Here is a 20,720-nt window from a genome sequence, read left to right as displayed (position 1 = left end):
AAATCACGCGGCCGTGGGCCAGCGCTGTCCGAGGATCTGCTGGATGTCGGTCGCGCCCTCGATCCGATCGCGGATGTCGCGGGCAATCCCGTGCGCGGTGGTCGCGTGCGTGAGCACGGCCATTGCCACCTGGCGGAACTGCTCCTTGTCGAGCCGCACCGCGGTGTTGTCGAACAGGGTCCAGTCGATCGTCCAGCCGGCCGGCAGGTCGTTCAGCGCGGCATAGACGCCCGTGACCTTGAGCACGGCCGCGTCGTCGGCGTCGAAGCGCCCGAACGGGGTGAGCACGCCGGCCAGGATGAAGTCCTCGCGGGCCCGCTTGATTTCCAGCCACTTCGCCTCGCGATGGAGCTCCACGCTGCCGCCCATGCGCCACTCGTGGCTCGGCCAGTCGTAGACGTGGAACGGGGTCGGCTGGGGAGCGATGGCCACAAACCGCTCGCCGTCCCACCAGCTGGGCGTCGAGGGCTGGGCGTGCGGGATTACACCGGCGACGTTGGGCAGCTGGTCGGCAGTGCCGCCGTGCAGCACTTCCCCGTGGTCGCCGATGACGGTGTAGTTGATGGGGCCTTGCTCGTTCATCGTTTGAACATGATCGCGGTGAGGGACACGGTGGTGTTGAAGCCGTATGCCTCGTAGTTGCAGTAAGCCTGGAAGTCGTAGCTGCCGCCGCCGACTTGGAAAGTGGACGTGAGCGTGGAGCCCCCACTGAACTGCCAGACCGGGACCGGTCCGAAGGCCGTGTAATTGGAGTTGTACTCAACCGCCTGGATGACTTCACCGATGGGGCTGTTGGTCAGGCCGAAGTGGCGCTTGGCGTTGCTGATGTCGCCCGTGATTGCGAACGGCACTTGATTCGACGGGCCGCACGACCCCACCAGCAGGATCGTCCAGACCTCGCCCCCTGGCACGTTGACATACACGTGCGCCGAGTTGTTGCCGCCACCGTTCTGCCCGAACGTCACCGCGCCCTGCACGATGTTCCCGCTGTTGATGACGTTGCCCTGCCAGATGCTCAGGACACCGTTGACGCAGTTGAAGCCTGGCGCGTAGACGTTGCCGCCCGCCTCCACCTGGAAGTAGCGTCCGGTGTTGCCATTGCCCAGCAGCAGCCCGGCCGGCCCGAGGTAGAAGCCGCCGCCGCCGTCGCCCGGCCAGCTGTAGCTCGGCCCGTAGCTGCCGCCGCGCACGCTGCCCGCGTACAGGTCGCCCATGACGCCGGTGAGCGCTTGCAGGCTCGGCGTGGTGATGCCCTGCGGGGTGATGCGCGTGCCAACGCCCGAGGGGCTGTAGGGGGAAAAAGTGGTTTGCCGTGGTTGCGCCGCGCCGGCATATGGCGCGACAAGGAACGCATGGCTGTCGCCGCCCGATTGCGTGCCATTCTTGATGATGCGGAAATAGCCGGTCGCCGCGTTGTTCGGCGCCACGCCGAAGCACCCGATGCGCTTGAAGTTGCTCAACGTGCGCCCGCCAGCGGCCTCCTGGTTGTTGCCGATGCCGTTGTCAGCGCTGTAGCTGATGACGTTGTTGAACCCGTCGTGCCATTCGATGTCCGTGTAGACGTTGCAGCGGTGGGCGCCAGCGTAGACCGACACTTCGTAGCGCCGGCCGGGGAACACCGGGAAGGGCACCCACATATACATGACGTTGTTGCTGGGCCCGGTCTGCGCCCACATATCGACGCCGTGCATTCCCGCGGGGCACCAGTCAACGAAGTTGTCGGGCGTGCGAACGAACTGGAAGGCCGGCTCGTTGTAGCCGAAGCCCCAGCCCGTCGGCACGCTGTTGTTGTAGCCGCTGGTGTCGACCCATTGCGAGTTGGGCAGCAGGTTGGCGCCGGTGCCGATGTTCAGCATGTTGGCGCTGACGCTCCCGCCCGGCAGGTCCAGCGTGCCATCGTCGCGTAGGGCGAAGCCGTTGCCCGCGCCGTCGTAGTTCGCGCTGCGGATGCGGTTGGAGTCGATGATGATGCCGCCCGCGGAGCCCGCACCGATGAAGGCGCTGCCGCGGAGCACCGCGTTGTTGAGCTCGACGTTGCCCAAGTAGTTCAGGCGAAAGCCCGCGGTGCCGGCGACGTAGTTGCTGCTCTGGATGTACTGGCCGACGGCGATGCTGCCCGCCAGCAGCTTGTCGACCGACATGCTCGCGATCTTGGCGTTGTCGACGGCCAGGTTGGCAATCTTCGCGTTGGTGATCGTGCCGTTCATGATGAAGCCGTCACGGATGTACGTCCCCACTGGCACGTTCACGCCGCCCACGGTCATCGGCGTAGCCACCACGGAGAACACCGGCGCGTCGGTGCCGCCGATGTCGTTGGCGATCATGTAGAACTGGTCCGCGCGCCACACGATGCGCGCGTAGGGCGATGCGTTGTCGCGCGCCGCGATCGACAGCGCGTTCAGCAGGTTCGCGACGTTCTGCCCCGTCTTCGATGACAGGCCGTTTGTGCCCCCAGCTGGAGACACCGATTCAACGGCGTCCTTCGTCTCCCACTTGATCCACAGCCGCCATTCGGTGTTGGGCTCGGTCGGGTAGGCATAGACCGTGCCCCCGAAGCTGGCCAGCAGCACGGCGTTCGCGAAGGTCGGCAGCGCGCCGGGTCCGACCTTGGCGCCGTACAGGTTGGTGATGGCGTGCCCGTGACCTTGGGTGTAGGTCTGCGGGTCGCACTCCACCACGATGAAGCTGATACCCGCGGTCGCGACAAAGCCCGTCGGCGTCGGTGGCGGGGTCAGGTCGGGCTCGTAGGTGATGCCCGGAATCACCACGGTGCCGCCGCCGCCAGGCGACACGATGATGGTGTTGATGTCCGCGATGGGGTTGCCACGGCCGCCCGCAAGGTAGGTCTTGCTCACGTCGATCAACCCGACGGACGCCAGATCTCGCAGCGTCACGCCGCGGTCCAGCCGGTCGCCCTGCAACCCGAGGTAGGTCTGCACGGTTTCGCGCATCGAGTCGAGGAAGTTGCTCGACTTCGAGCCGGGCACGCTCTTGCGGCTGTCGTACTTGCTCATGCCTCGCCCAACTCGTTCATGGTGGAAGCAATGACGACCTGCTGCACGCTGGCGGTGCCGCTGACTTCGACCTGCCAATCCAGCGCGGTGAAGTCGCCCGGCAGCCGGAAGGGCTTGCGATCGGCGACCGCCGCGGTGTAGCGCAGCGTCGTGGCGTTGGGCGCGGTGTAGCGGCCTGGCCGTGCGGCGAGGATGGCCGTGACCGCCGCGGCCTCGAGGTTCTGCGCCTCGAGCTTGATGGTCATGGGGAAGCTGTCGGCGATCACGCGCCCAGCTGCGAAGTTGGTGGCGTAGGCGCGGAACACCTTGGACCGGAACGTGGCGGTCATCAGCGATTCGCCCGCGTCCCACTTGCGCACGTTCACGCCGTCCAGCACATAGAGCGCGTCCTGGAGCTCGTCGAAGAACATGCTGTCGTAGCCAGTCTCGAGCCAGTAGATCCCGGCCGGGCTCACCGGGTCGATGCAGAAGCCCTTCTTCACGCCGCCCACGGTGTAGAAACCGATGTATGCGCCCTCGTAGGCGCCGCCGACGATGGTGCTCGGGTTGATCGCCTGCCAGTCGTCGCGGGTCATGATCCCGTTGGTCAGGATCTTGGGCCCGCCCGCGCCGTAGTACGCCAGGCCGTCGGGGCACGCCCACGCCACGCCATGGCCGAAGCTGACCACGGAGCGCGACGACACGCATGACTCGCCGAACTCGAGAGGTTCGTCGGTCAGCGAATCCGACGATGCGCCGCTCACAAGGAAGGGCTTCGCGGTGGTCAGCACCAGCAGCGACTGGCCGATGCGCCCGAGGGCCACGGCTTTCGCGTCCGGTGGCAGCGACTCGTAGGCCACGGGCCACGCATAGGGCTTGTAGGGCACGCAGTAGCGGACGGAGCCGCCCGGCACGATGCCCGCCGCCATGCCGTTCCACATCGGCGTGAGGTTGGTCATGTCGGGGTTGGGCGGCAGCCAGCCGTCCGTCAGAAGCACTTCGCCCAGCGCGCGCAGGTCGTCGGTGGTCGTGTCCAGCGTGCTGACGATTTCGCGCAGGAAGAAGAACTCGGTGTCGCCGGCCTGGCCGGTCTGCGTGCGGTACACGCGGATGCGGTTGATGCCGTAGGGCCCAGCTGGCGGCGCGGCCAGGTTGCTGATGGTCCACGTGGCGTCAGTCTTGCCGCTGCACGGCAACGACACCGGGCTGGGCGCCGACTCTTCGCCCTTGTCGGTCACGTAAGTAAAAACGTAGTACCGAATCTCGGTGTCACTGGCAGAGCCGGCCGTGAGTGCGGTCAGGATCGGCGACACGGTCGGCACGGGCACGCCCAGCGCGCGCCAGGCCGTCGGGTACGGCGCCGAGGCGATGGCGATGGTGTTGTCGGTCTGCTTCGGGATGCCGTCGCCGGTGTAGAAGGTGCGCTCGGTGGTGTCGTCGGGGATGAAGCCGCGCATGGCGTGCACCACGCCCGTCCACGACAGCCAGTAGACCGTATCGCTCGGCGCGTCACGCCCCATGCGGTAGATGGTCTGGCGCGGGCTCGGTACCGTGGCCACGTTCAGCGGCGCACGCCACGGCCGCAGGTCGCCGCGGCCGGGGTTCTGGTTCACGGAGTCGACGCCCACGGTGTCGGGCAGCAGCTTCGGGTGCATCGCCCGGTTGGATCCAGCGAAGCCCTGCAAGGTGATCTTCATGGATCAGTCCTCGCGCACGTCGATAGTGAACTCGTCCTCGAAGACGCGGCCCGCCGCGCTGGTGGCCACCACCGTGACCTTGTAGCGCTTGCCGCTGGTGCCGTCGGCCAGCCACACCTTCGAGCGCTTCGCCGTGAAGGTCACGCTCATGATGTCGAGCGCGGTGTCGGTCGGATCGGTCAGGCACACGCGCGTTGCGCTCGCGCTCACGATGGTGTCGCCGCTTGGCAGATCCGAGCCGCTGTAGGCGATGTCGTAGTCCAGCGTCTCGCCGGGCTGCTTGCGTTGCTTGGCAAGAATGGTCATCGGGTCATCTTTCGTTCGCTGGGTGGGCGCTGCATGAGGCGCGGCGCTTCTGGCCGGCGCATGACGCGCAGCAGGCCGGCCGGGTCCACGCCCGTCGGAATGGAAACTGCGATGCCCTGGCCGTTCAGGATCGCGTCCATCACGGCGACGGCCACCGCTGAGAACACCGTGCTAGGTGCGATCAGCAGGTCGCCCACGCCGTCGATCGACGCGCTCGAGCCGACAGTGGCGCCGGAGTAGAGGCGCGTGTCGTCGAGGCCGTCGATCGTTGCCGCCATGCCGGCGAACGCGGCGCTCAGGAAGAGCACGCTGGCATCGCCGACGGCCATGAGGTCGGCCTGGCCGGTTGCGATGGCGTTGCTGTCGAAGAGTGCGGCCAGGTCGTTCGACGCGGCCCACACCGCGCCGACGAACGTGGTGCTGGTGAACAGAGTCGTGTCGTTGCCGCTCAGCGCGGCCGCGCCGCCGCCCACGCCCGTGCCGACGAACAGATCCGTCTCGCCGCTGTTGTGCAGCACGGAGTCGCCGCCGCGGATCTTCGCGCCGTCGTAGGCGTCGGTGTCGGTACCGCTCAGGTCGCCCAAGCCGCCGAGCAGCTTCTGGCTGACGATGGAACTGGCCCAATCACCCTGAATGTCTGCGTCGGCGGATGAGATGGTGCTGCCAGTGGTCGGCGCGGCGCTCTTGTACGGGTGCCCGCCCGGCAGATTGCTTTGCAATGCCCACTGCCAAGCCAGGTAGCCCTCGATCAGCTGGCGATCGGTGGTCCCCAGCGCGCCGCGGATCATCACCAGTTCGGCGATGTCCTGGTCGAACCAGCCTGCATCGGACCCGCTGTCGTAGTGACCGATGGCCGTGACAGCGGAATCCGTTGCGCTCGTGTTCCCGCTGCCGCCTGCCCATGACAGCGACCCCGAGCTCGTGGCGGTGCCGTCGACGCTGATGAGGCCGGTACCGGCCGAGTAGTTGATAACACCACCCAGCACCTTCCACGCGGTACCGTAGTTGGTGTTGTCGCCCAGCCCTTGGTAGCCATCGGAGTCCAGCCGGCGCGTGCCGCAGTCCACGCCGCCCGCGGAGTTGTTCGCTCGCGAGAACGTGAAGCGCGCGTTGACAGCGCCCCCGCGACTCCAGTGCGCGATCACGTTGTCATCCACCGACGTGGGGGAATTCATGCGGTGAACCGCGAAGATCGTCAGCCCCGAGGCAGCGTTCGACAGCGCGTTGGCGCCCGATGCGAGGTTGAAGGCGCCAGTCTTGCCGGTGCCCGAGTGCCACACGTTGCGGCTGTTGAGGGTGGTCGAGAAGGCGCCGCGGGTCGCCGCGCTCAGGGCCGTCGCGTGATAGCCCGCGCCCGACTTGTCGGCGATGACCGATAGTTCCCCCGAGACAAGCGTGTTCGATGGGTTGTCAGCGACAAACCATGCTTTGCTGTTCGCGAGGTCCGCGGGCGTCCAGAGGGCCACTCACAGCCCTCCGGTTAGGTCGTGACCAGCGTGAGGCTCGAGGTCGTCTTCACGCGCGGCGTCACGCCGTTGGCGACCACGATGTTGGGGGTCAGCGTGCCGCGCAGCAGGATCTTGGTCGCGCCGCTCGAGGCCACGCCCACCGACACGTGCGTGACCGTGCCGCCAGTGCCCGCGGTCATTTCGCCGAAGTCGATGTTGGCGACCGGGTTGGCCACGTTGTTGCTGATGCTCCAGCCGCCCGACGTGCGCGCGACAGCCACGCGGGCATAGCCGGTGTAGCTGATTTCGTTCGTGCTCTGCGTGCCAGCTGCGCCGGGGTCTGCGGTGTGCAGGGCCAGGTACACGCTGGTCAGTGGCGACGTGGCGGCGTTGTCGGCCAGGTTGGCGATGGCCGTGGCCTGCAAGATCAGCTTGAGCAGGTCGTTGGCGAAGGTGGTGTTGAAAGACATGGGGCGAACTCCTTGAGTTAGAACAGGCTGGGACGGCTACGCGGGCGGATGGCGGCGTTGCCGCGCCACAGTTGGGTCTTGATGCGGTCGACGCGGCGCTGGTACGCCTGGCGCTTGCCTTCGTCGTCCTTGAGCTCGGCCACAGCCAGCAGGGCGATGTCGCCCACGTAGCGGTCGTAGATGGCGTCGGCGATGCCCGCGGCCCGGTTGCCAGGCTTCACAGAGCAGCGCAGCACCAGTACGGCGCCGGCTTCCACAGGGCGCGAGAACTCGATGGTCTTGCCGTCGGGCGTGTTCACGTAGGAGTCGCACGCCACACCCTCCTTGCGCCACACCGCGTAGGGCTCGCCGTTGAGCGTTGCCGACTCGAGGCGCACGAGCTCGGTGCCAGTCCCGAGCTCGATGTCGTACTCGAGCACGCCGTCCTGCGTCGTCACCGGGTCGAGCTCCAGCTGCCACACGCGGGTTTGGTCGCAGAAGTCTTGCGCGGCGCGCAGTACAGCGTGCTCCGCGATCGACTCGGGGATGCCCGGCGCCTTGGGGCGCACGTCGGGGAGGAAGGCGCTCCAAGTCTTCATTTGCGTGCGGGCCGGGTGGCCTGGTCGGATCGGGTCTTGCCGGTCAGCGCCTGCATGAAGGTCGCGAGCGCGTTGGCGGCGCGCTGCTGGTCGGGCGAGGTTTCGCCGTCCTTGATCCACGCGCGGTAGCAGATCCAGTCGATCAGCGGGCCCTCGTAGATGTCGTCCAGCGCGATGTCCGCGTTCAGGTCGGCGCAGTCCGTCGGGATGGCCGCGTACACGATGCTGACCTGCGTGCCGGCGATGGCCGGGGGCACAACCTCGAAGCTCTTCGGGTCGTTCGGGTCGAACGTGTAGTGCTTGATCGTGTCCGACTGGTCGGCGGCGTACCAGTCCGGGTCGAACTCGTTCAGCTGGTCGCGGCTGATGAGGGTGATGGCCCGCCCGCCGACGTTGCGCTTCACGTCGAGCAGGCGCGTGCCGGTCACGGGGATGGTCTGGTCTGCGCCGGCCACCAAGTTGATGGTGGCTTTCGTGGCCTTCGCGTCAGGACGCACCGCCACGATCTGTAGCTGGGCCCCGTTCAGCCAACCCAGCAGTTCGTCATCCGCCCAGCGCACCTTTCCGAGGTCCGCAAGGAGGATCCGAGCCTGATTGATCGGACGGGATGCCTTCATGGCTTATTCCGCCTTGGCCAGGCCGTCGGCCACCATCTGGCGCAGCACTGCGACCTTGGTGGACTTGCCGCCCGGCAGGGTGATGCCCTGCGCCTTCGCGAACTCGCGCAGCTTCGGCTCGCTCAGCGTGTTGAGGTCGAGCGTTTCGCCGGCATCGTTCGTGATGACCAGCGGGGTCGCGGCCGGGTCGGCGGCGCCCTCGCCTTCGCCAGCGGCGGCAGCAGCTGCGGCTTCGGACTCGGCGATGGCAGCCGCGGCTTGCTCGGCAGCCTGGATCTGCTTGACCACTTCGCCCTCGATCAGGGCTTCACGGTCGTCTTCGTCGTTCAGGTTCCACTCTTCGCGGTTCATACCGCTGCGAGCGAATGCCAGTTCGATGACTTGGGCCTGCGTGAGGGTGGCGCCCAGCACGTCGAAGACTTGCGGCAGGGCTTCCGAGCCGAGCAGCACTTCGTCGAACACCTTGTCGCCCTCGCCCTCGCCTTCGCCTTCGCCGTCGTCGCCGCCGCCAGGTGGCGCAGCGGGCGCGGTCGCGGCTGCTGGCGCCGGTGCGGGGGCTGGTGCCACGGCTGGTACGCCGTCGCCCATGTATTCGCGGTAAGCCTCGCTGATCGACAGCAGGCGCTCGACGGCGCGTTCGTCATCGACCTCGCAAACGACATGGCCCAGCGAATTGGGCTTGAAGAGGTAGTCGCGCGCGAAGAGCTCGACGGGGGCGGCTTCGGTGCGGCGATAGGCGTGGAGTTGCATCTTGCAGTCCTGAGAGTGGTTGGTGGGAGGCGGGAAAAAGAAAGGGCTGCACCGCTGCAGCCCCTTGCACACTTACCGGGGCCTGCGGTGTTTAGCCGCGCAGGTGCAGCATTGCGGTGATGGTCTTGCCCGCGCCGGCCCAGGTGGCAGCGATGGCCGTGACCTTCAACGCCAGGCGGCGGGCAACGGTGGTGTCGGCAGCCAGCTGGTTGGCCGAGCCCGCGCGCGACACCGAACCGTTGGCGGTGCGGCCGAAGATCAAGCCGGCTTCGTAGACCACGCCCAGGTCGGTGAGGCCCGCGTTTTCCGAGCCCAGCGAGAAGGCCAGCAGCGGCGTGCCGTTGCTGTCCAGTTGGGGCGCGAAGATGTCGTAGTCGAGCAGGTCGACATACGGCGGCAGTTCGACGAGCTCGAGCAGGTCGCCGGAGGCCAGTGCAGCCGTCGGCAGCACGATGGTGACGGGCAGCTGGAGAACGCTGCCGTCGTAGGGTTGCGGGCCGGGCTTCTTGCCGGTCAGCACTTCGGAGAGGAAACGGGCCATGGTGGACTCCTGATGTGATGGGGGGTGGGCGATCAGCCTGCGACGACACCCCGGCTTTCACCGGGGCGTCAGGTCATCAGGGGTTGGGGTCGATCGCGTAGGTGTCGATGGCCGTCACGCCGAAGTCGCGAACGGTCTGGCCGTCCTTCGACTTGTAGGTGGCCTTCTTCACGCCCATGATCGCGTTGGTGCCGATGGCAACGGAGTTGCCGTGGTCCTTCGTTTCCTCGGTCCAGTTGAAGCGGGTGCCCGTTTCGTTGTCACCGTAGGCCACGAGTGCAGCTTGCGAGCCCAGGAACAGGGCGCGAGCGGCCGGCAGGTTGGCGCCAGCGCCGTAGTCCGCAAAGCGGATGACGTTGCGGTGCTTGTGCAGCACGACATCGTTGTACATGCCCATGGCGCCCGTGAAGATCGGGTTGCGGGCACCTTCGGCAGCCGCGGCAGCCTTCTGGATGTCGAGCCAGCCGCCAGTGCCAGCGTCCTGGCGCAGCGCGTCCGCTTGGAACGTGTGCATCAGGGCGATGTAGTGGTCGCCGCCTTCGACCGACACCGGGATCATCGACAGTTCATCCGAACCGTCGCCGCCCATGGTTTCAGCCTTGGCCACCGCCTTGTCGATGACGCGCAGCTTCATCGTGTCGGCCGAGGTCACGCTGGCCTTCGAGGTCGCGGTGCCGCCGTACATCTGGTGCATCGTGTCCGGTGCGGTCAGCGGGTTGACCGTGAAGATCGGGTTGCCGGCGCTCCACACGAAACCGCCGCCCGTGCCGCGCGAGCCCGAGAGGTAGATGAAGTAGAGCTCGTCCTGGAGGCGCTTCCACCAGTCGGTCGACACGCGCTTGGCATCCTGGCGCAGGTTGCGCAGGGTGCGCTTCTTGGTCATGCGCGAGCCGAGGTCAGCACCACCGCGCACCTGGTCGATGCGGATGCGGTCGGTGAAATACTTGAGTTGCTGTTCCTTGCCGTCAAGAACTTGGTCGCCGATCAACGGTTCCATGTTCATCGGCATGAGCAGGTCGACGGTCACTTCGTCGCCAGCACCCGATTCAAGGTCGTCGATGCGCTGGATGGGCAGGCGCGCGTCCTTGCCCTCGCCGACGAATTTTTTGGACCAGTAGGACGCCTTGTTGATGGCCACAGCCATCAGGGACGCCCACTTCTTTACGGCTTGGACATCGCCCACGCCAATGAGGGTACGCATAACACGCTCCTATGCCGACTCTGCGGCGAGGTAGCGCGTCTTGCGCATGAAACCGGGACATCCCCGGAGGCTGGAACTGCTCCCGACTCAAATGCGTCTGCAGATCCGATACGAGGAGCCTACAACAGGGTTCTCGGAAATCAACACCCCTCAAAACGTCAGCCTGCCGAAGTGCCGTTACAAATAAACGAGCGAACCGCTGCGGGATGCGCACACGCCAATGAAAAAAGCCACTCGACTTTCATCGAGTGGCTTCTTGAGTCTTTCAACTTCAACTGGCGGAAGCCAGCGTCAGATCAGAAAGCGTGACGGATACCGAAGTCGTAGCCGTAGGCTTTGTCAGCTTGGTAACCACCGTTGGGGGTCAGCAGGAACGTGTTCGTGAACTGAGGGCCCTTGGTGAAGTCGCTGTTGGCGTTCAGGTTCAGGCCGTTCTTGTTCTTGACGAACGCAGCCGTTGCGTACAGGGCAGTGCGCTTCGACAGGTTGTGCACGTAGCCGATGGCGAACTTGTCAGCCTTCGGGTCCGAGTTGTTGAACGTGCCCAGGCCGATCGTAGCCAGGGTCGGGGTCGAGGTGTAGTTCAGCTTGACCGCCGAGTAGGCCACGCGGATCAGGCCAGGACCGACCGGCACGGTAGCGCCGAGCAGGTAGCCGTCACCCTTGAACGAGCCCGTGCCGAAGACCGGCACGAAGCTGTCAACGTCGATGTCGTTCTTGGTGCGCGACAGTTCACCGAACAGCTTGACAACGCCGAAGTCATACGAAGCGCCGAGGTTGGCCGTCTTGACCGTGGTGGTCTGGCCAGCGTAGAAGTCGTCGCCGGTCGTGCTTTCGCCGTAAGCAGCAGCAATGTCCAGGCCGCCGTTGGCGTAACCGAAACGGCCACCGACATAACGGCCAGTGCGTTGGCTGTTCAGCACGTTCGGGGTCGTGGTGCCCGGATCGTACTTGATGGCTTCGTTGAAGGCGTACATCGCTTGGCCGTAGAAACCACCCAGGTTCGGCGGCAGGAAGTAGCCGACCGAGTTGCTGGCGCGAATGTAGTTGGCGTTCGAGAACAGGCCACGGTTGATGGCCACACCGCCACCTGGAGGGACAACCAGCGTACGCGGACCAGCGCTCATCGAGAAGATCAGGTTGGTACCAACGCCGTTGGTGCCGAACGGATCGAACACGGTGTCGTTCCAGAACGTGGGCGTGTAGTCACGGCCAAGACGCAGTTCACCGAAACCACCCGACAGGCTCACGGTCGAACGACGACTGAATTGCGATGCGCCGGTGACGCCGTCGTCATTGCTGATCGAAGATTCGAGCCAGAAGCTTGCAGCCAAGCCACCGCCGAGGTCTTCCGTGCCACGGAAGCCGAGGCGGCTCGAGTTGTAACCCGAGTTGGACATTTGCCATTGGCTTTGCTTCAGGTCACCAGTGCCAATCGCGTTGAGCACTGGCGTGCCAGCGAACCCGACGAATTTGCTGTTGGTTTGGTAGTAGCTGACAGCGGCGTCAACCACGCCGAACAACGTGACAGACGACTGAGCCGAGGCAACGCCAGCAACAGCCAGGGCAGCCAGAGCAACTAGGGATTTTTTCATTGCAAGTTTCTCCAAGGTTAAACATAGGGCTCCGGTGCGGAGGGCTCACCGTGACTGGGCACTTTTCTGTGCTCCCACCGGACCCCGGGCCAACCTCCTTTTGGGAAGTTGTCGCTATTGCACCAGACGCGCCGCATCAGGGCAAAAGAATTCGGCCTAAATCGGGCACCGGCAGGAGGATTCGTTGTGCATCAACAACAGCTGGCGCCTCTCAAGTTTCGGGCGTGCGAACAGGCGGTGCTTTCTCGGCTGCGCCCCGCTCAACCGGTTCCGCACTAGCCGGCAACGCCGGCACATGATTCACACCAACCAAGTTCGCGCACGCCTCGGCGAGCATTGCTTTCACCGACTCCACGAGGGCCATTGCGGAGAGCTTTGGACTGCCTTGAGCTGAGAAAGCGACATTCAGGTCAATCGGATCGACGACCTCGTGATCAAGCAACTGGACGAGACGACCACCCTGCACATCCGCCAAGACGGAAGTCCACGGCAAGCACCCGATCCCCACCCCTGCCATCACAAGTTCGCGGGCCGAATCGAGGTCCCCACATACGACTCTTGGCTTGTCTGCCAACGGGTCTACGTCAAATCGCCGCCCCCCTGACATCCAACTTGCGGGGCCTGGGTCACCGTCTATGGTTACCAGATCGTGCAAACCCATTTCGTCCAAGGTTCGCGGAGCGGTTCCACGAGCTAAGTAAGAAGGGGCTGCGCAAATGCATCGAGGTAGGATGCCTGCTGGGATAAGGGGAACAGACAGCGGCCTCGGATAGCCCACAACAATTGTCAAATCACCGGATGCAGGTATAAAACTTGCTTTACAGCGTACCAACACAAGATCCACGGCACTCTGCTCAAGCAAAAAGTTCGGAAGCGCTCTATTTATCAGTCCCGCGCCCAGACGCTCATCAATGTTGACTGTAACCGTCTCCCGCTTTTCGACCGCGCCCGCGCCCTCTGCTCCGCTTGTGGCGGCGCTCACCATCGAGAGCAGCTCTGTGCATTTGTTGTTCAGTTCGCGACCGACTGGGGTCAGCCCAATCTGACGTGTGCTCCGGTCGATCAGTTGAGCGCCAAGATAACGCTCGAGCCTTGCGAGATTGCGACTCACAGTGGCTTTGTGGAGCCCAAGGGTCGCCGCTGCATCGGAAAAATTTCTTAGCGAAGCGACTCTTGCAAATATCCGCAAGTCATTCAGATCAAGAATGTCACCGGCGCTGTCGGATTGTTCATGCATGCACAATTTATAGCACCGAGGTCCTCGACACCCGAGAACAGTGAAAGGGGGGCGCATCGCGCGGTAAAACCCTCAAGGTCGCTCATTTGTGATTGATTCTCCGGCTCACGCCCGTAGCGTCATTGGCAGCCTCGCGCGGTTTGTCGACTACTACATCCTCATGCAGCGTGAGCCGTAGCCGGGCGGTCTTCGGCGAGTTGCCGTCCAACCCGAGCACGATGCGCCCGTTGTCGAACGACAAGCGCTCACCGATGCGGAGGTTGCGGATCAAGGTCGACAGCTTGGTGGTCATGCGCCCAGGTATTCCTCTTGTTCGGCCGGCGACAGCTTGGCCAGTTCGCGCTCGAGTTGCGCCGGGTTGGTGATGCCCTCGAGGTGCGCGAACTTGGACGAGATGCGCGGGTCGGATGCGGCGGGCACGGCAGCCAGGGTGATGCCCAGCTTCGAGCGATCGGGTGCAGGGCGGACAGCTGCGGCCGCTGCGGTGGCCTGCGCCGCCGTCGGGGCTGGTGCAGCCTTGCCGGCGCGGCGCATCATGTACGCATGGGCCTCGGCCAGCGCGGCGCGGCTGTTCACCAGATTGCCGGGCTTGTCGTAGATGCCCTGCTCGGCGAACTCGTTGGAGAACATGACCACGGCGCGGTCGAACTGCTTCTTCGTGTCGCCGTCCAGATAGTCGATGCCCGCGGCCTTGCCGAGTGCAACGGTGCTCTTCAAGTCCGTGTTGTAGAGCTTCATCATCGCGGCGTGCTCGAGGTTCTGCACGGCCTTGTCGCTGGCCTCGGCCACCAGCAGCGCGTCCAGCTTCTCGCGGACCTCGTTCTTGACCTTGGCGTGCTCTTCCTGCGTGATTTCGCCGTCGAGCAGCTTCTGCATCGACTCGTCCTCTTGCGCGTTCAGGGTCTTGCGCTGGTCGGCGATGTCAGCGGGTGCGTTGCGCACGCGCGTGTCGGCCTCTTCCTCTTCGGTCGTGGCGGCGGCTTCGCCCTCGCCCGCGGCCGGCGTGGTCTTGGCGGCGGCGGCGGTCGCGGCAGCAGCTGCGGCAGCGTCTTCCTCGGCCGTGGTCACGGCTTCGTCGTCGTTCGTCTCGGTACCGGCGACTGGCGTGGTGCGCACGCCGCTCAGTTCCTGCGCGATGTCGCCGTCGGTGTCGTCGGCCTCGGCAGCCAGGAGGGTTTCGCGTTCAACGGCGCTCAGGCCGCGGAGGTCGTCTTCGGAAAGTGCCATGGTGGGCTCCTTGAATGGTTGGGGTGGTGGTCAGGCGCGGCGCGCGCCCTTGCGTTCTGCCTTGCGGCGGTCGACCTCGGCGTTCCAGCGCGCTACCTCGAGGTCTTTGGTGGGGCGCAGGCGCTGCACGGGGTCGATGCGCCGGCGCGTGGTGTGCGAGCCGCGGGTGAAGCCCGCGGAGGGCTGGCCGGGCACGGCCATGGCGATGCTGGCCATGGAGATACCGGCTGCCAAGGCCATGAGCATGCGGCCCTGCTTCACAGCACCACCGTCCAGTCTTCGGCCAGGATGTCGGTCTGCGAGGCGAGCCACGGCACGAAACCGTTGTCCGCGGTGCGCATCCCGATCCACGGCAGGGGCCGCGGGGTGTCGTGCACCAGATGCGCGACCTCCGTGACCTGGTACTGGCTCCAGTCGACCAAGCAAAGCCACATCCCTTTGCCGTTCCAGCCGGCGCGGGCGACCTTATTGCCCGCCTTCAACAGTTCGACGGCCCAGCCGAAGGAGCACGTGTCCTTGAACGGCGGCGACTCCTTCTGCACCAGCACGATCGGGCCCGGCTTCAAGTCCTCGCGGCTCGGCGCTGGGAAGTCCTGCGAGTCGTAGACCTTGGCAGCCTGGCCAACCTGATAGGGCATCCATTCGGCCCACTCGCGGGCGTTCGGGCGCTCTTGACCGGCCTGGCGCAGCGGGACAACGGTGGTACCCGGCACGCCCATGTGGTCGATGTACGCCAAGCGGACGTAGTAGTAGTCGAGCTCGCCTTTCACGGGCAGCACGTAGACCACGGTTGCGTCGAGCGCCTGCGCCGGATCTTCGACCCGCGCGTTCTCCATGGCAAAGCGGCGCGGGCCGTCCAAGTCGATCCACAACCAGACCTTGCGGCCGATGGTGGGGACGATGACCTTGTTTTCGGGGGTACTCATGGCTTCTTGCCTTTCGTAGCTCACTGCGGGGGAATCGCTGCGTCAGCAGCTGGTGGGGGAAGGTTGTCGGCGCCGGTGGGCGTCTCGATGCCGCCCTGCACGCCGTCCAGCGGGCTCGGCGGTGCCGCGTCCATCGGGCCGGCCTCGAGGGGCTGCGCTGGGTTGCCCGTTGCCGAGTTCATGGGGTCGGTGTTGCCGGTGGCGTCGAGCACTTGCTGGGCGAGCGTTGGCGGCTGCGGGATGGCGCCGGGGTGCATGTCCTGCGCCCCTGCCGACTTGCTGATTTCGTCGGCCGCGGGCGTGACACCCGGCGTCGTGGCCACGATCTGAGCGGCCTGGAGCGCGGAGTACATAGCTTCGACGCGCCCGAGAACGGCGTCTACGTCCAGCTTGCTCATCTGCGACTTGAGCACGTCGACCTTGGCTTGGAGCTCGGCCAGCTGCGCCTTGGCGGTGTCCGTAGCGATCTGCTCGGCCTCCATCTGCTTGTCGATGGTCGCCTGCTCGATCTTCTGTTCCTCGGGCGTCGGCGGCTTGCTCGGGTCGCGCTGGCCGTTGAGCTTGCGGATCCGCGCCACCCATTCCTCTTTGTCCTTGAGGTCGGCGCTCTCCACCACAAGGTCCAGCACGTTGAGCACGACCTGCGGCGCGAACGCGGCGATCTTGCCCAGCAGGTCGAACATCTGCTCGAGCGCGGCCTGCGCCAGCGATGCGCGGTAGTCCTGCGTGTCGACGTGGTAGTCGGCCTCGCGGGCGGTCACGTCGTTCAGGATCTGGCCCGTGGCGGGGTCCATCTTGTTGACCTCGATCCACTCGATCGGCTTGCGGTCGCCCACGATGCGGATGGCCTTCTGCTCGGTCCAGAACTGCTCGATGTGCGACAGGCGCAGGCGCCCGGCCTGGCGCTTGGCCAGCAGGTAGTTGTCGAACAGTTCGCCGGTGGTGAGGCTGCCCTGATCCTGCTTGAGGCCGATCGCCTTGCCCGACTGCGCGTTGGTGTCCTGGCCAAGGTTCTCGTTCGTCACGCCGCCGACGTTGCGCATCAGCTGGCTGTCCTGCGCGGCGAGCTCGAGGTTGCCTTGGTAGTCGCCGATGGGCTTCTCGAAGCGGAGCTCGCGCTGCGGGCGCTTCACGATCACGGCGTCGGGGCGCGCGGCCTCGATGCGCAGATCCTCGATGTCTTCGACCGCGCCGTCTTCCATCACGATGCGATTCGAGCTCAGCGCGAACAGGGCCTTGGAGCGGCGCTTGTTGAGGTCGTCCTGGATGTCGCGCATGCCGCGCATCGGGCCGTAGGCCACGCCGTCGCGGGCGCGGCGGTAGGCGTAGATCGGGGTCAGCAGGAAGCGGTTGTGCGCGAACGGGCTGGCCATGTCGACCAGCGGCGCCCACTTCGTCGCGATCATGAGCCGCATGCGCATCTTCACGGCTTCATAGGTCGGCGCGCGCTGGGCGATGGCCTCGGCGTGCCGCGGATCCTGCGGGTTCACGACCTTGCCCTGCAACCCGTTGCCGGCGAACACCTTCACGCGCTCGGGCACCTTGTACCAGCACTCGAGCAGTTCGACGGAGCGGCGGCGGCTGTAGTCGAAGTAGCCGTTGCGCGCCATGTACGCGGTGCGCTCACCGAAGCCGGCCAGGTTGGCGGTCGACCATTCGGTGTCGCTGGCGCCGGTGAGGCGCTGGCCGAGGTACCAGATGTCATCCGTCTCGGCGTCGTCGCCCATGCGGCCCGCGGTGTTGCGCAAGTGCGCCTCGTGGCGGGGTAGCAGCGCGATGCCGTAGTCGAGGTCGATCACGCGGCGGCGGAACAGGTAGCGGGCATCGACGTTCATGTCGATGTTGCGGCTGTGGCTGTCGCGGTAGACGTTGCGCCAGTCCTCCATGCCGCTGTAGATGATTTCCTGCTCGGGGTCGGGGTTCACGCCCTCTTCGATCCACGACAGGCCCGCGGTGGCTGCCTGCTTGAACGCCTTCGAGTGGTGCCACTGCGTGAGGTTCACGTCGTCGGTGTACTTGACCAGCTTGCCCTTGAGCTCGGCGCCCTGCTCGTCGTTTGGCTCGCGCGGCAGGATCTTGTAGTCCTTGCGCATGCGCTTCTCGGTGCCGCTGATCCAGTCGATGGTCTGGCGGGCCTCGTTGAACACCAGCGGCGCCTGGCCGCGCTGCATGAGCTCGCGCGCATCCTCGGGGCGCCATTGCAGATGGTCGTAGTAGTCCTCGTCGATCTGCATTTGCTGGCGCTCTTCGCTCTGGCGCTCTGCCTCGTACTCGAGCAGATCCATCAGGACGTGGTGCCGGTGCTTCGCCTTGGGGTCGTTGCTGGCGTCGTTGGGGTCGGCCGGGCCCTCGAAGACCTTGGCGACCGGGTTCTGCACCTTCTCGCCCTCGGCGGGCGGTGCAATGGTGGTGCTGGCGAGCTCGTCGAACATCAGATCACCTCGCTGTGGATGGTCTTGCCGCCGTTGCGCACCGTGGCCTCGATGCCGAGGCGGTGCGACTTGATTTCGAGCGCGCTGGGCTGCTGGGTGGGCATCAGGATGAGCTCGGGCATCGCTTCCACGACCAGATCCATCATCCGGTGCTGCGCGGCGCGGTCGTTGCGGTCGAAACCCACGGTTTCGCAGGCGTTGACCACGGCCGAGAAGAAGTACGGGGTGGGCTTGCCCTCGCGTGCGCCGTACAGGTAGGCGAAGCGCTGGGGGATGACGTGCGCGCCCGTCTCCATGCGGCGGAAGGCATGGAAGATCACCATGCACGGGATCGGCCCGTCCTCCGGGAACTCGGGGTCTTGCGCCTGGAGGTCGATCCACTGGAGCGAGCACACGATGTCGCCCTTGGTGTACTGCTTCCATGCGCGCTCGCCGCCGAGCTCAACGTAGGGCGTGCCGCGTGGGCCGAGAAGTGATGCCGTCATGCGGGCTCCTTGGTGGTGGTTGGGGTGTGGCTCACACGGTTCTCCATGAGCCTTGGCGCACGCCGTCGCGCACGCGGGGTTTGACGCGGGCCAGCTGCAAGCCGGTCTTCACGAGATAGCGGGTGGCGTCCATCAAGTGGTCGCTCTGCTTGACGATCTTTCCCTTGTCGTCGCGCCGGTAGATGCGGTACTCGTCGATCCAGTTGCGGCAGGACTTGAAGACCTTGAGCCGGCCGGTCGACATGCGCTCCCACGTGTCGTAGATGCCCGACTCCACGCCGTTGTCAGCGTTGGTGATGTCCAGCCCGAGGTCGAGGTAGCTCTGGAACAGCTGCTCGCCGTCGGCCTGCTGGCGCCCGTGGCTGGCCGGGTCGATCGCGCCGGGGATCCACTCGCCTCGAGCCTTGATCGCCGCGGTGTGCACGCTCGGCTCGGCCTGGCCGCGGTAGTGCTCGCTGTAGAGGTAGGCCGTGTCCGTCTCGCGGTCCAGCGCGGCCCAAATGGCAGCCGTGCGGTTCCAGCCCACGTCGAACCCGTAGGCGCGTGGCCAGTGGTCGGGCAGCGCGAAGTCGGGGATAACGATGTCCGTCTCGGGTACCGGGTAGATGGCGCCCGAGCCCAGCGCGGGAATGCCCTTCGTGCGGGCATCGCGCTGGTGCGGCATCAGCTTCGACAGCAGCTTCGCCTTGGCAATCTCGGACAGGTGGGGCACGTCATCCCAGCCGCACTGGATGACATCGCGGCTCAGGGCGGGCTTGTCGGGGTCGTTGCTGGTCAGGGACTGCACCAGCGCCGTCAGGCCGTTGAGCGGCGTGAAGGTCAGCATGCTGATGCCGCCCGTGGTCAGCAGGCGCACCTGGCCCTCTTCGTACACGTCCTCGGGGCACTCTTCGTCAGGCCAGAAGACATCGAGCTCGAAGCCCTGGAAGATTTTGCGGCCCTGCACGTAGCTGCGCAGCCATAGCTCGCTGTCCTCGCCGCTGACGTGCCGCACGGTGATCTTCTCGACGGCGCCAGGCACGCCCATGCGCTTGGTCCAGCCCACGATCGCATCGCCAGGAATCAACCCGGTGCCGTACAGGCTCTCGTCGGTGGTGCCGCCCAGCAGCTTGTCCTGAATGATGTCCCGCGTGGTGTCGTGCGTGTCGCCGCTGGCCAGGGCGCGGATGGCCCGCTTGAAGCGCCTGCCCTGCCACCAGTGCGGGTAGCGCCCGGTCAGGTGGTACGTGAGCTCGGTACCGGCCGCGACGGTCTTGCCGACCCGGTTGCCGGCCATGAACACTCGCTCGTCGTTGATGGCGCCCGACAGGAAGAACTCAAGGTGCCGCGGGTAGAGCTCGCGGCGCAGCGGCCCCTTGTCGGGGAACATGGACTCAATCAGCCTGGTCTTGCGCCGGCGCTCGAGCTCGTCGATCAGCCCCGACAGTTCCAGCTTCTGGTCGTGCGTCAGCAGCCCGAGCTCGAGCACGGGCACGCGCGGCGTCGGCGGTGGCGCCAAGTCAAGCATCGTCGCTCGCCTCCCCCAATTGCGGCGTAAGGCTGGCCAGGATGCCGAACGATGCAAGGCGCTCCAGCAGCTTCTCGTCGGACATGCCGCGGTGATTCACCGTGCCGTCGACCTGCAACTTCTCGCCATACACGCGCGGCCGCAGCTTCGAGGCAACCCATTTGCGGCTGTCCACGCGCAGCTTGTTGCGGCTCACAGTTGCCGCGTCCAGCCCGATGACGAACTCTTCGCCCTTGTACTTCCCGGTGAGCTCGGCTTCGTCGCTGATGGCCACAATCTCGTCGGCCAAAACGTCAGCACGGTCCTCGCGTGCGTGCGCGTACATCTCACTTCGGGACGGATCGGCGTGGATGAACTTCAGGAGGGTGGTGTAGTTGATCCCCCTTTCGCCGGCGAAACCGGCCATATGCCCACCTTGGGCGATGAAGGCAATGAAGTCGTCGAAGCTCTGCGGCAGGGCTGCCTTGAACTCTTCCCACGGGGTAAGCGGCTCGGGCTGCGGAATGACCATGAGAGCCCGCCCTGGTTGACGCTGTACGTCGGGGGTCTGCTCCGGTTCTACAGAGGCTGCTTGTGCCGGTGGGGAAGCCACGCGCCACTTCGTGGCTGGTGGCTTGGGGGAAGTCTTCGGTGAAGGCTTGCGAGAAGGCTTCGCCGATGCCTTTGCTGTTGCCTTTGGGGACGGCTTCGCCTTGGCCTTCGTGGGCTTG

21 protein-coding genes are annotated in these 20,720 nt (G+C 65.7%); all 21 read right to left on the bottom strand.

Translation table 11 applies throughout. The features are described 5' to 3' along the window. Window positions 1–3: 3 nt before the first annotated feature. Window positions 4–582, bottom strand: coding sequence for a DUF4376 domain-containing protein (locus tag HB681_RS18615; RefSeq protein ID WP_213956351.1), 579 nt, complete (start codon window positions 580–582; stop codon window positions 4–6). After that, the gene (locus tag HB681_RS18610; RefSeq protein ID WP_213956350.1) at window positions 579–3,014 is read right to left on the bottom strand and encodes a hypothetical protein; all 2,436 of its coding nucleotides are present in this window, start codon (window positions 3,012–3,014) and stop codon (window positions 579–581) included. Before HB681_RS18610 ends, HB681_RS18615 begins: the two co-directional genes overlap by 4 nt. Further along, window positions 3,011–4,690, bottom strand: coding sequence for a hypothetical protein (locus HB681_RS18605; protein WP_213956349.1), 1,680 nt, complete (start codon window positions 4,688–4,690; stop codon window positions 3,011–3,013). Before HB681_RS18605 ends, HB681_RS18610 begins: the two co-directional genes overlap by 4 nt. Before the next feature lie 3 nt (window positions 4,691–4,693). Next, a complete protein-coding gene (locus HB681_RS18600; protein WP_213956348.1) occupies window positions 4,694–4,996 on the bottom strand; it encodes a hypothetical protein in 303 nt (100 codons plus the stop codon). Beyond that, a complete protein-coding gene (locus HB681_RS18595) occupies window positions 4,993–6,462 on the bottom strand; it encodes a hypothetical protein (protein ID WP_213956347.1) in 1,470 nt (489 codons plus the stop codon). The genes HB681_RS18600 and HB681_RS18595 overlap by 4 nt, the downstream gene beginning before the upstream one ends. Window positions 6,463–6,476: 14 nt before the next feature. Further along, on the bottom strand, window positions 6,477–6,914 hold the full coding sequence (locus tag HB681_RS18590; RefSeq protein WP_213956346.1) for a hypothetical protein: 438 nt from the start codon (window positions 6,912–6,914) through the stop codon (window positions 6,477–6,479). Window positions 6,915–6,931: 17 nt separating this feature from the next. Further along, window positions 6,932–7,492 (bottom strand): hypothetical protein, encoded by a 561-nt coding sequence (locus HB681_RS18585; RefSeq protein WP_213956345.1) that lies wholly within the window; start codon window positions 7,490–7,492, stop codon window positions 6,932–6,934. After that, window positions 7,489–8,109 carry a DUF6682 family protein gene (locus HB681_RS18580; RefSeq protein WP_213956344.1) on the bottom strand — a complete coding sequence of 207 codons (621 nt, stop codon included), beginning with the start codon at window positions 8,107–8,109 and terminating at the stop codon, window positions 7,489–7,491. The genes HB681_RS18585 and HB681_RS18580 overlap by 4 nt, the downstream gene beginning before the upstream one ends. A gap of 3 nt (window positions 8,110–8,112) precedes the next feature. Next, the gene (locus HB681_RS18575; protein WP_213956343.1) at window positions 8,113–8,859 is read right to left on the bottom strand and encodes a hypothetical protein; all 747 of its coding nucleotides are present in this window, start codon (window positions 8,857–8,859) and stop codon (window positions 8,113–8,115) included. A 91-nt stretch (window positions 8,860–8,950) separates the two neighbouring features. Continuing rightward, a complete protein-coding gene (locus HB681_RS18570; protein ID WP_213956342.1) occupies window positions 8,951–9,400 on the bottom strand; it encodes a hypothetical protein in 450 nt (149 codons plus the stop codon). 76 nt (window positions 9,401–9,476) lie between these two features. Continuing rightward, window positions 9,477–10,601, bottom strand: coding sequence for a N4-gp56 family major capsid protein (locus HB681_RS18565; protein ID WP_213956341.1), 1,125 nt, complete (start codon window positions 10,599–10,601; stop codon window positions 9,477–9,479). 296 nt (window positions 10,602–10,897) lie between these two features. Further along, a complete protein-coding gene (locus HB681_RS18560; RefSeq protein ID WP_213956340.1) occupies window positions 10,898–12,196 on the bottom strand; it encodes a porin in 1,299 nt (432 codons plus the stop codon). A 211-nt stretch (window positions 12,197–12,407) separates the two neighbouring features. Continuing rightward, entirely contained in the window at window positions 12,408–13,433 is a 1,026-nt protein-coding gene (locus HB681_RS18555; RefSeq protein WP_213956339.1) for a LysR family transcriptional regulator, read from the bottom strand. Window positions 13,434–13,515: 82 nt separating this feature from the next. Next, window positions 13,516–13,725, bottom strand: a complete 210-nt coding sequence (locus HB681_RS18550; RefSeq protein ID WP_213956338.1) for a hypothetical protein — start codon at window positions 13,723–13,725, stop codon at window positions 13,516–13,518. Then, complete coding sequence (locus HB681_RS18545) at window positions 13,722–14,660, bottom strand: hypothetical protein (RefSeq protein WP_213956337.1); 939 nt, start codon at window positions 14,658–14,660, stop codon at window positions 13,722–13,724. The genes HB681_RS18550 and HB681_RS18545 overlap by 4 nt, the downstream gene beginning before the upstream one ends. A gap of 30 nt (window positions 14,661–14,690) precedes the next feature. Beyond that, complete coding sequence (locus HB681_RS18540) at window positions 14,691–14,906, bottom strand: hypothetical protein (protein WP_213956336.1); 216 nt, start codon at window positions 14,904–14,906, stop codon at window positions 14,691–14,693. A gap of 11 nt (window positions 14,907–14,917) precedes the next feature. After that, window positions 14,918–15,586, bottom strand: coding sequence for a DUF2829 domain-containing protein (locus HB681_RS18535; RefSeq protein WP_213956335.1), 669 nt, complete (start codon window positions 15,584–15,586; stop codon window positions 14,918–14,920). Between the two features lie 20 nt (window positions 15,587–15,606). Beyond that, window positions 15,607–18,018 (bottom strand): hypothetical protein, encoded by a 2,412-nt coding sequence (locus HB681_RS18530; protein ID WP_213956333.1) that lies wholly within the window; start codon window positions 18,016–18,018, stop codon window positions 15,607–15,609. Beyond that, entirely contained in the window at window positions 18,018–18,503 is a 486-nt protein-coding gene (locus HB681_RS18525) for a hypothetical protein (protein WP_213956331.1), read from the bottom strand. Before HB681_RS18525 ends, HB681_RS18530 begins: the two co-directional genes overlap by 1 nt. A 31-nt stretch (window positions 18,504–18,534) precedes the next feature. Continuing rightward, window positions 18,535–20,010 (bottom strand): terminase family protein, encoded by a 1,476-nt coding sequence (locus HB681_RS18520; protein ID WP_213956330.1) that lies wholly within the window; start codon window positions 20,008–20,010, stop codon window positions 18,535–18,537. Continuing rightward, window positions 20,003–20,521, bottom strand: a complete 519-nt coding sequence (locus tag HB681_RS18515; RefSeq protein ID WP_213956328.1) for a hypothetical protein — start codon at window positions 20,519–20,521, stop codon at window positions 20,003–20,005. Before HB681_RS18515 ends, HB681_RS18520 begins: the two co-directional genes overlap by 8 nt. Window positions 20,522–20,720 lie beyond the last annotated feature (199 nt).

The sequence above is a fragment of the Variovorax sp. dw_954 genome (assembly GCF_018449755.1).
In the GTDB taxonomy this organism is placed as follows: Bacteria; Pseudomonadota; Gammaproteobacteria; order Burkholderiales; family Burkholderiaceae_C; genus Variovorax.
This window is presented reverse-complemented; position numbering and strand designations above follow the sequence as displayed.

Coding starts and splice junctions, on each gene's coding strand:
- HB681_RS18570 (WP_213956342.1), bottom strand. CDS start 9,400: ATGGCCCGTTTCCTCTCCGAAGTGCTGACCGGCAAGAAGCCCGGCCCG.
- HB681_RS18530 (WP_213956333.1), bottom strand. CDS start 18,018: ATGTTCGACGAGCTCGCCAGCACCACCATTGCACCGCCCGCCGAGGGC.
- HB681_RS18590 (WP_213956346.1), bottom strand. CDS start 6,914: ATGTCTTTCAACACCACCTTCGCCAACGACCTGCTCAAGCTGATCTTG.
- HB681_RS18520 (WP_213956330.1), bottom strand. CDS start 20,010: ATGCTTGACTTGGCGCCACCGCCGACGCCGCGCGTGCCCGTGCTCGAG.
- HB681_RS18565 (WP_213956341.1), bottom strand. CDS start 10,601: ATGCGTACCCTCATTGGCGTGGGCGATGTCCAAGCCGTAAAGAAGTGG.
- HB681_RS18560 (WP_213956340.1), bottom strand. CDS start 12,196: ATGAAAAAATCCCTAGTTGCTCTGGCTGCCCTGGCTGTTGCTGGCGTT.
- HB681_RS18600 (WP_213956348.1), bottom strand. CDS start 4,996: ATGACCATTCTTGCCAAGCAACGCAAGCAGCCCGGCGAGACGCTGGAC.
- HB681_RS18535 (WP_213956335.1), bottom strand. CDS start 15,586: ATGAGTACCCCCGAAAACAAGGTCATCGTCCCCACCATCGGCCGCAAG.
- HB681_RS18540 (WP_213956336.1), bottom strand. CDS start 14,906: ATGCTCATGGCCTTGGCAGCCGGTATCTCCATGGCCAGCATCGCCATG.
- HB681_RS18585 (WP_213956345.1), bottom strand. CDS start 7,492: ATGAAGACTTGGAGCGCCTTCCTCCCCGACGTGCGCCCCAAGGCGCCG.
- HB681_RS18610 (WP_213956350.1), bottom strand. CDS start 3,014: ATGAGCAAGTACGACAGCCGCAAGAGCGTGCCCGGCTCGAAGTCGAGC.
- HB681_RS18545 (WP_213956337.1), bottom strand. CDS start 14,660: ATGGCACTTTCCGAAGACGACCTCCGCGGCCTGAGCGCCGTTGAACGC.
- HB681_RS18605 (WP_213956349.1), bottom strand. CDS start 4,690: ATGAAGATCACCTTGCAGGGCTTCGCTGGATCCAACCGGGCGATGCAC.
- HB681_RS18575 (WP_213956343.1), bottom strand. CDS start 8,859: ATGCAACTCCACGCCTATCGCCGCACCGAAGCCGCCCCCGTCGAGCTC.
- HB681_RS18525 (WP_213956331.1), bottom strand. CDS start 18,503: ATGACGGCATCACTTCTCGGCCCACGCGGCACGCCCTACGTTGAGCTC.
- HB681_RS18555 (WP_213956339.1), bottom strand. CDS start 13,433: ATGCATGAACAATCCGACAGCGCCGGTGACATTCTTGATCTGAATGAC.
- HB681_RS18515 (WP_213956328.1), bottom strand. CDS start 20,521: ATGGTCATTCCGCAGCCCGAGCCGCTTACCCCGTGGGAAGAGTTCAAG.
- HB681_RS18550 (WP_213956338.1), bottom strand. CDS start 13,725: ATGACCACCAAGCTGTCGACCTTGATCCGCAACCTCCGCATCGGTGAG.
- HB681_RS18615 (WP_213956351.1), bottom strand. CDS start 582: ATGAACGAGCAAGGCCCCATCAACTACACCGTCATCGGCGACCACGGG.
- HB681_RS18580 (WP_213956344.1), bottom strand. CDS start 8,109: ATGAAGGCATCCCGTCCGATCAATCAGGCTCGGATCCTCCTTGCGGAC.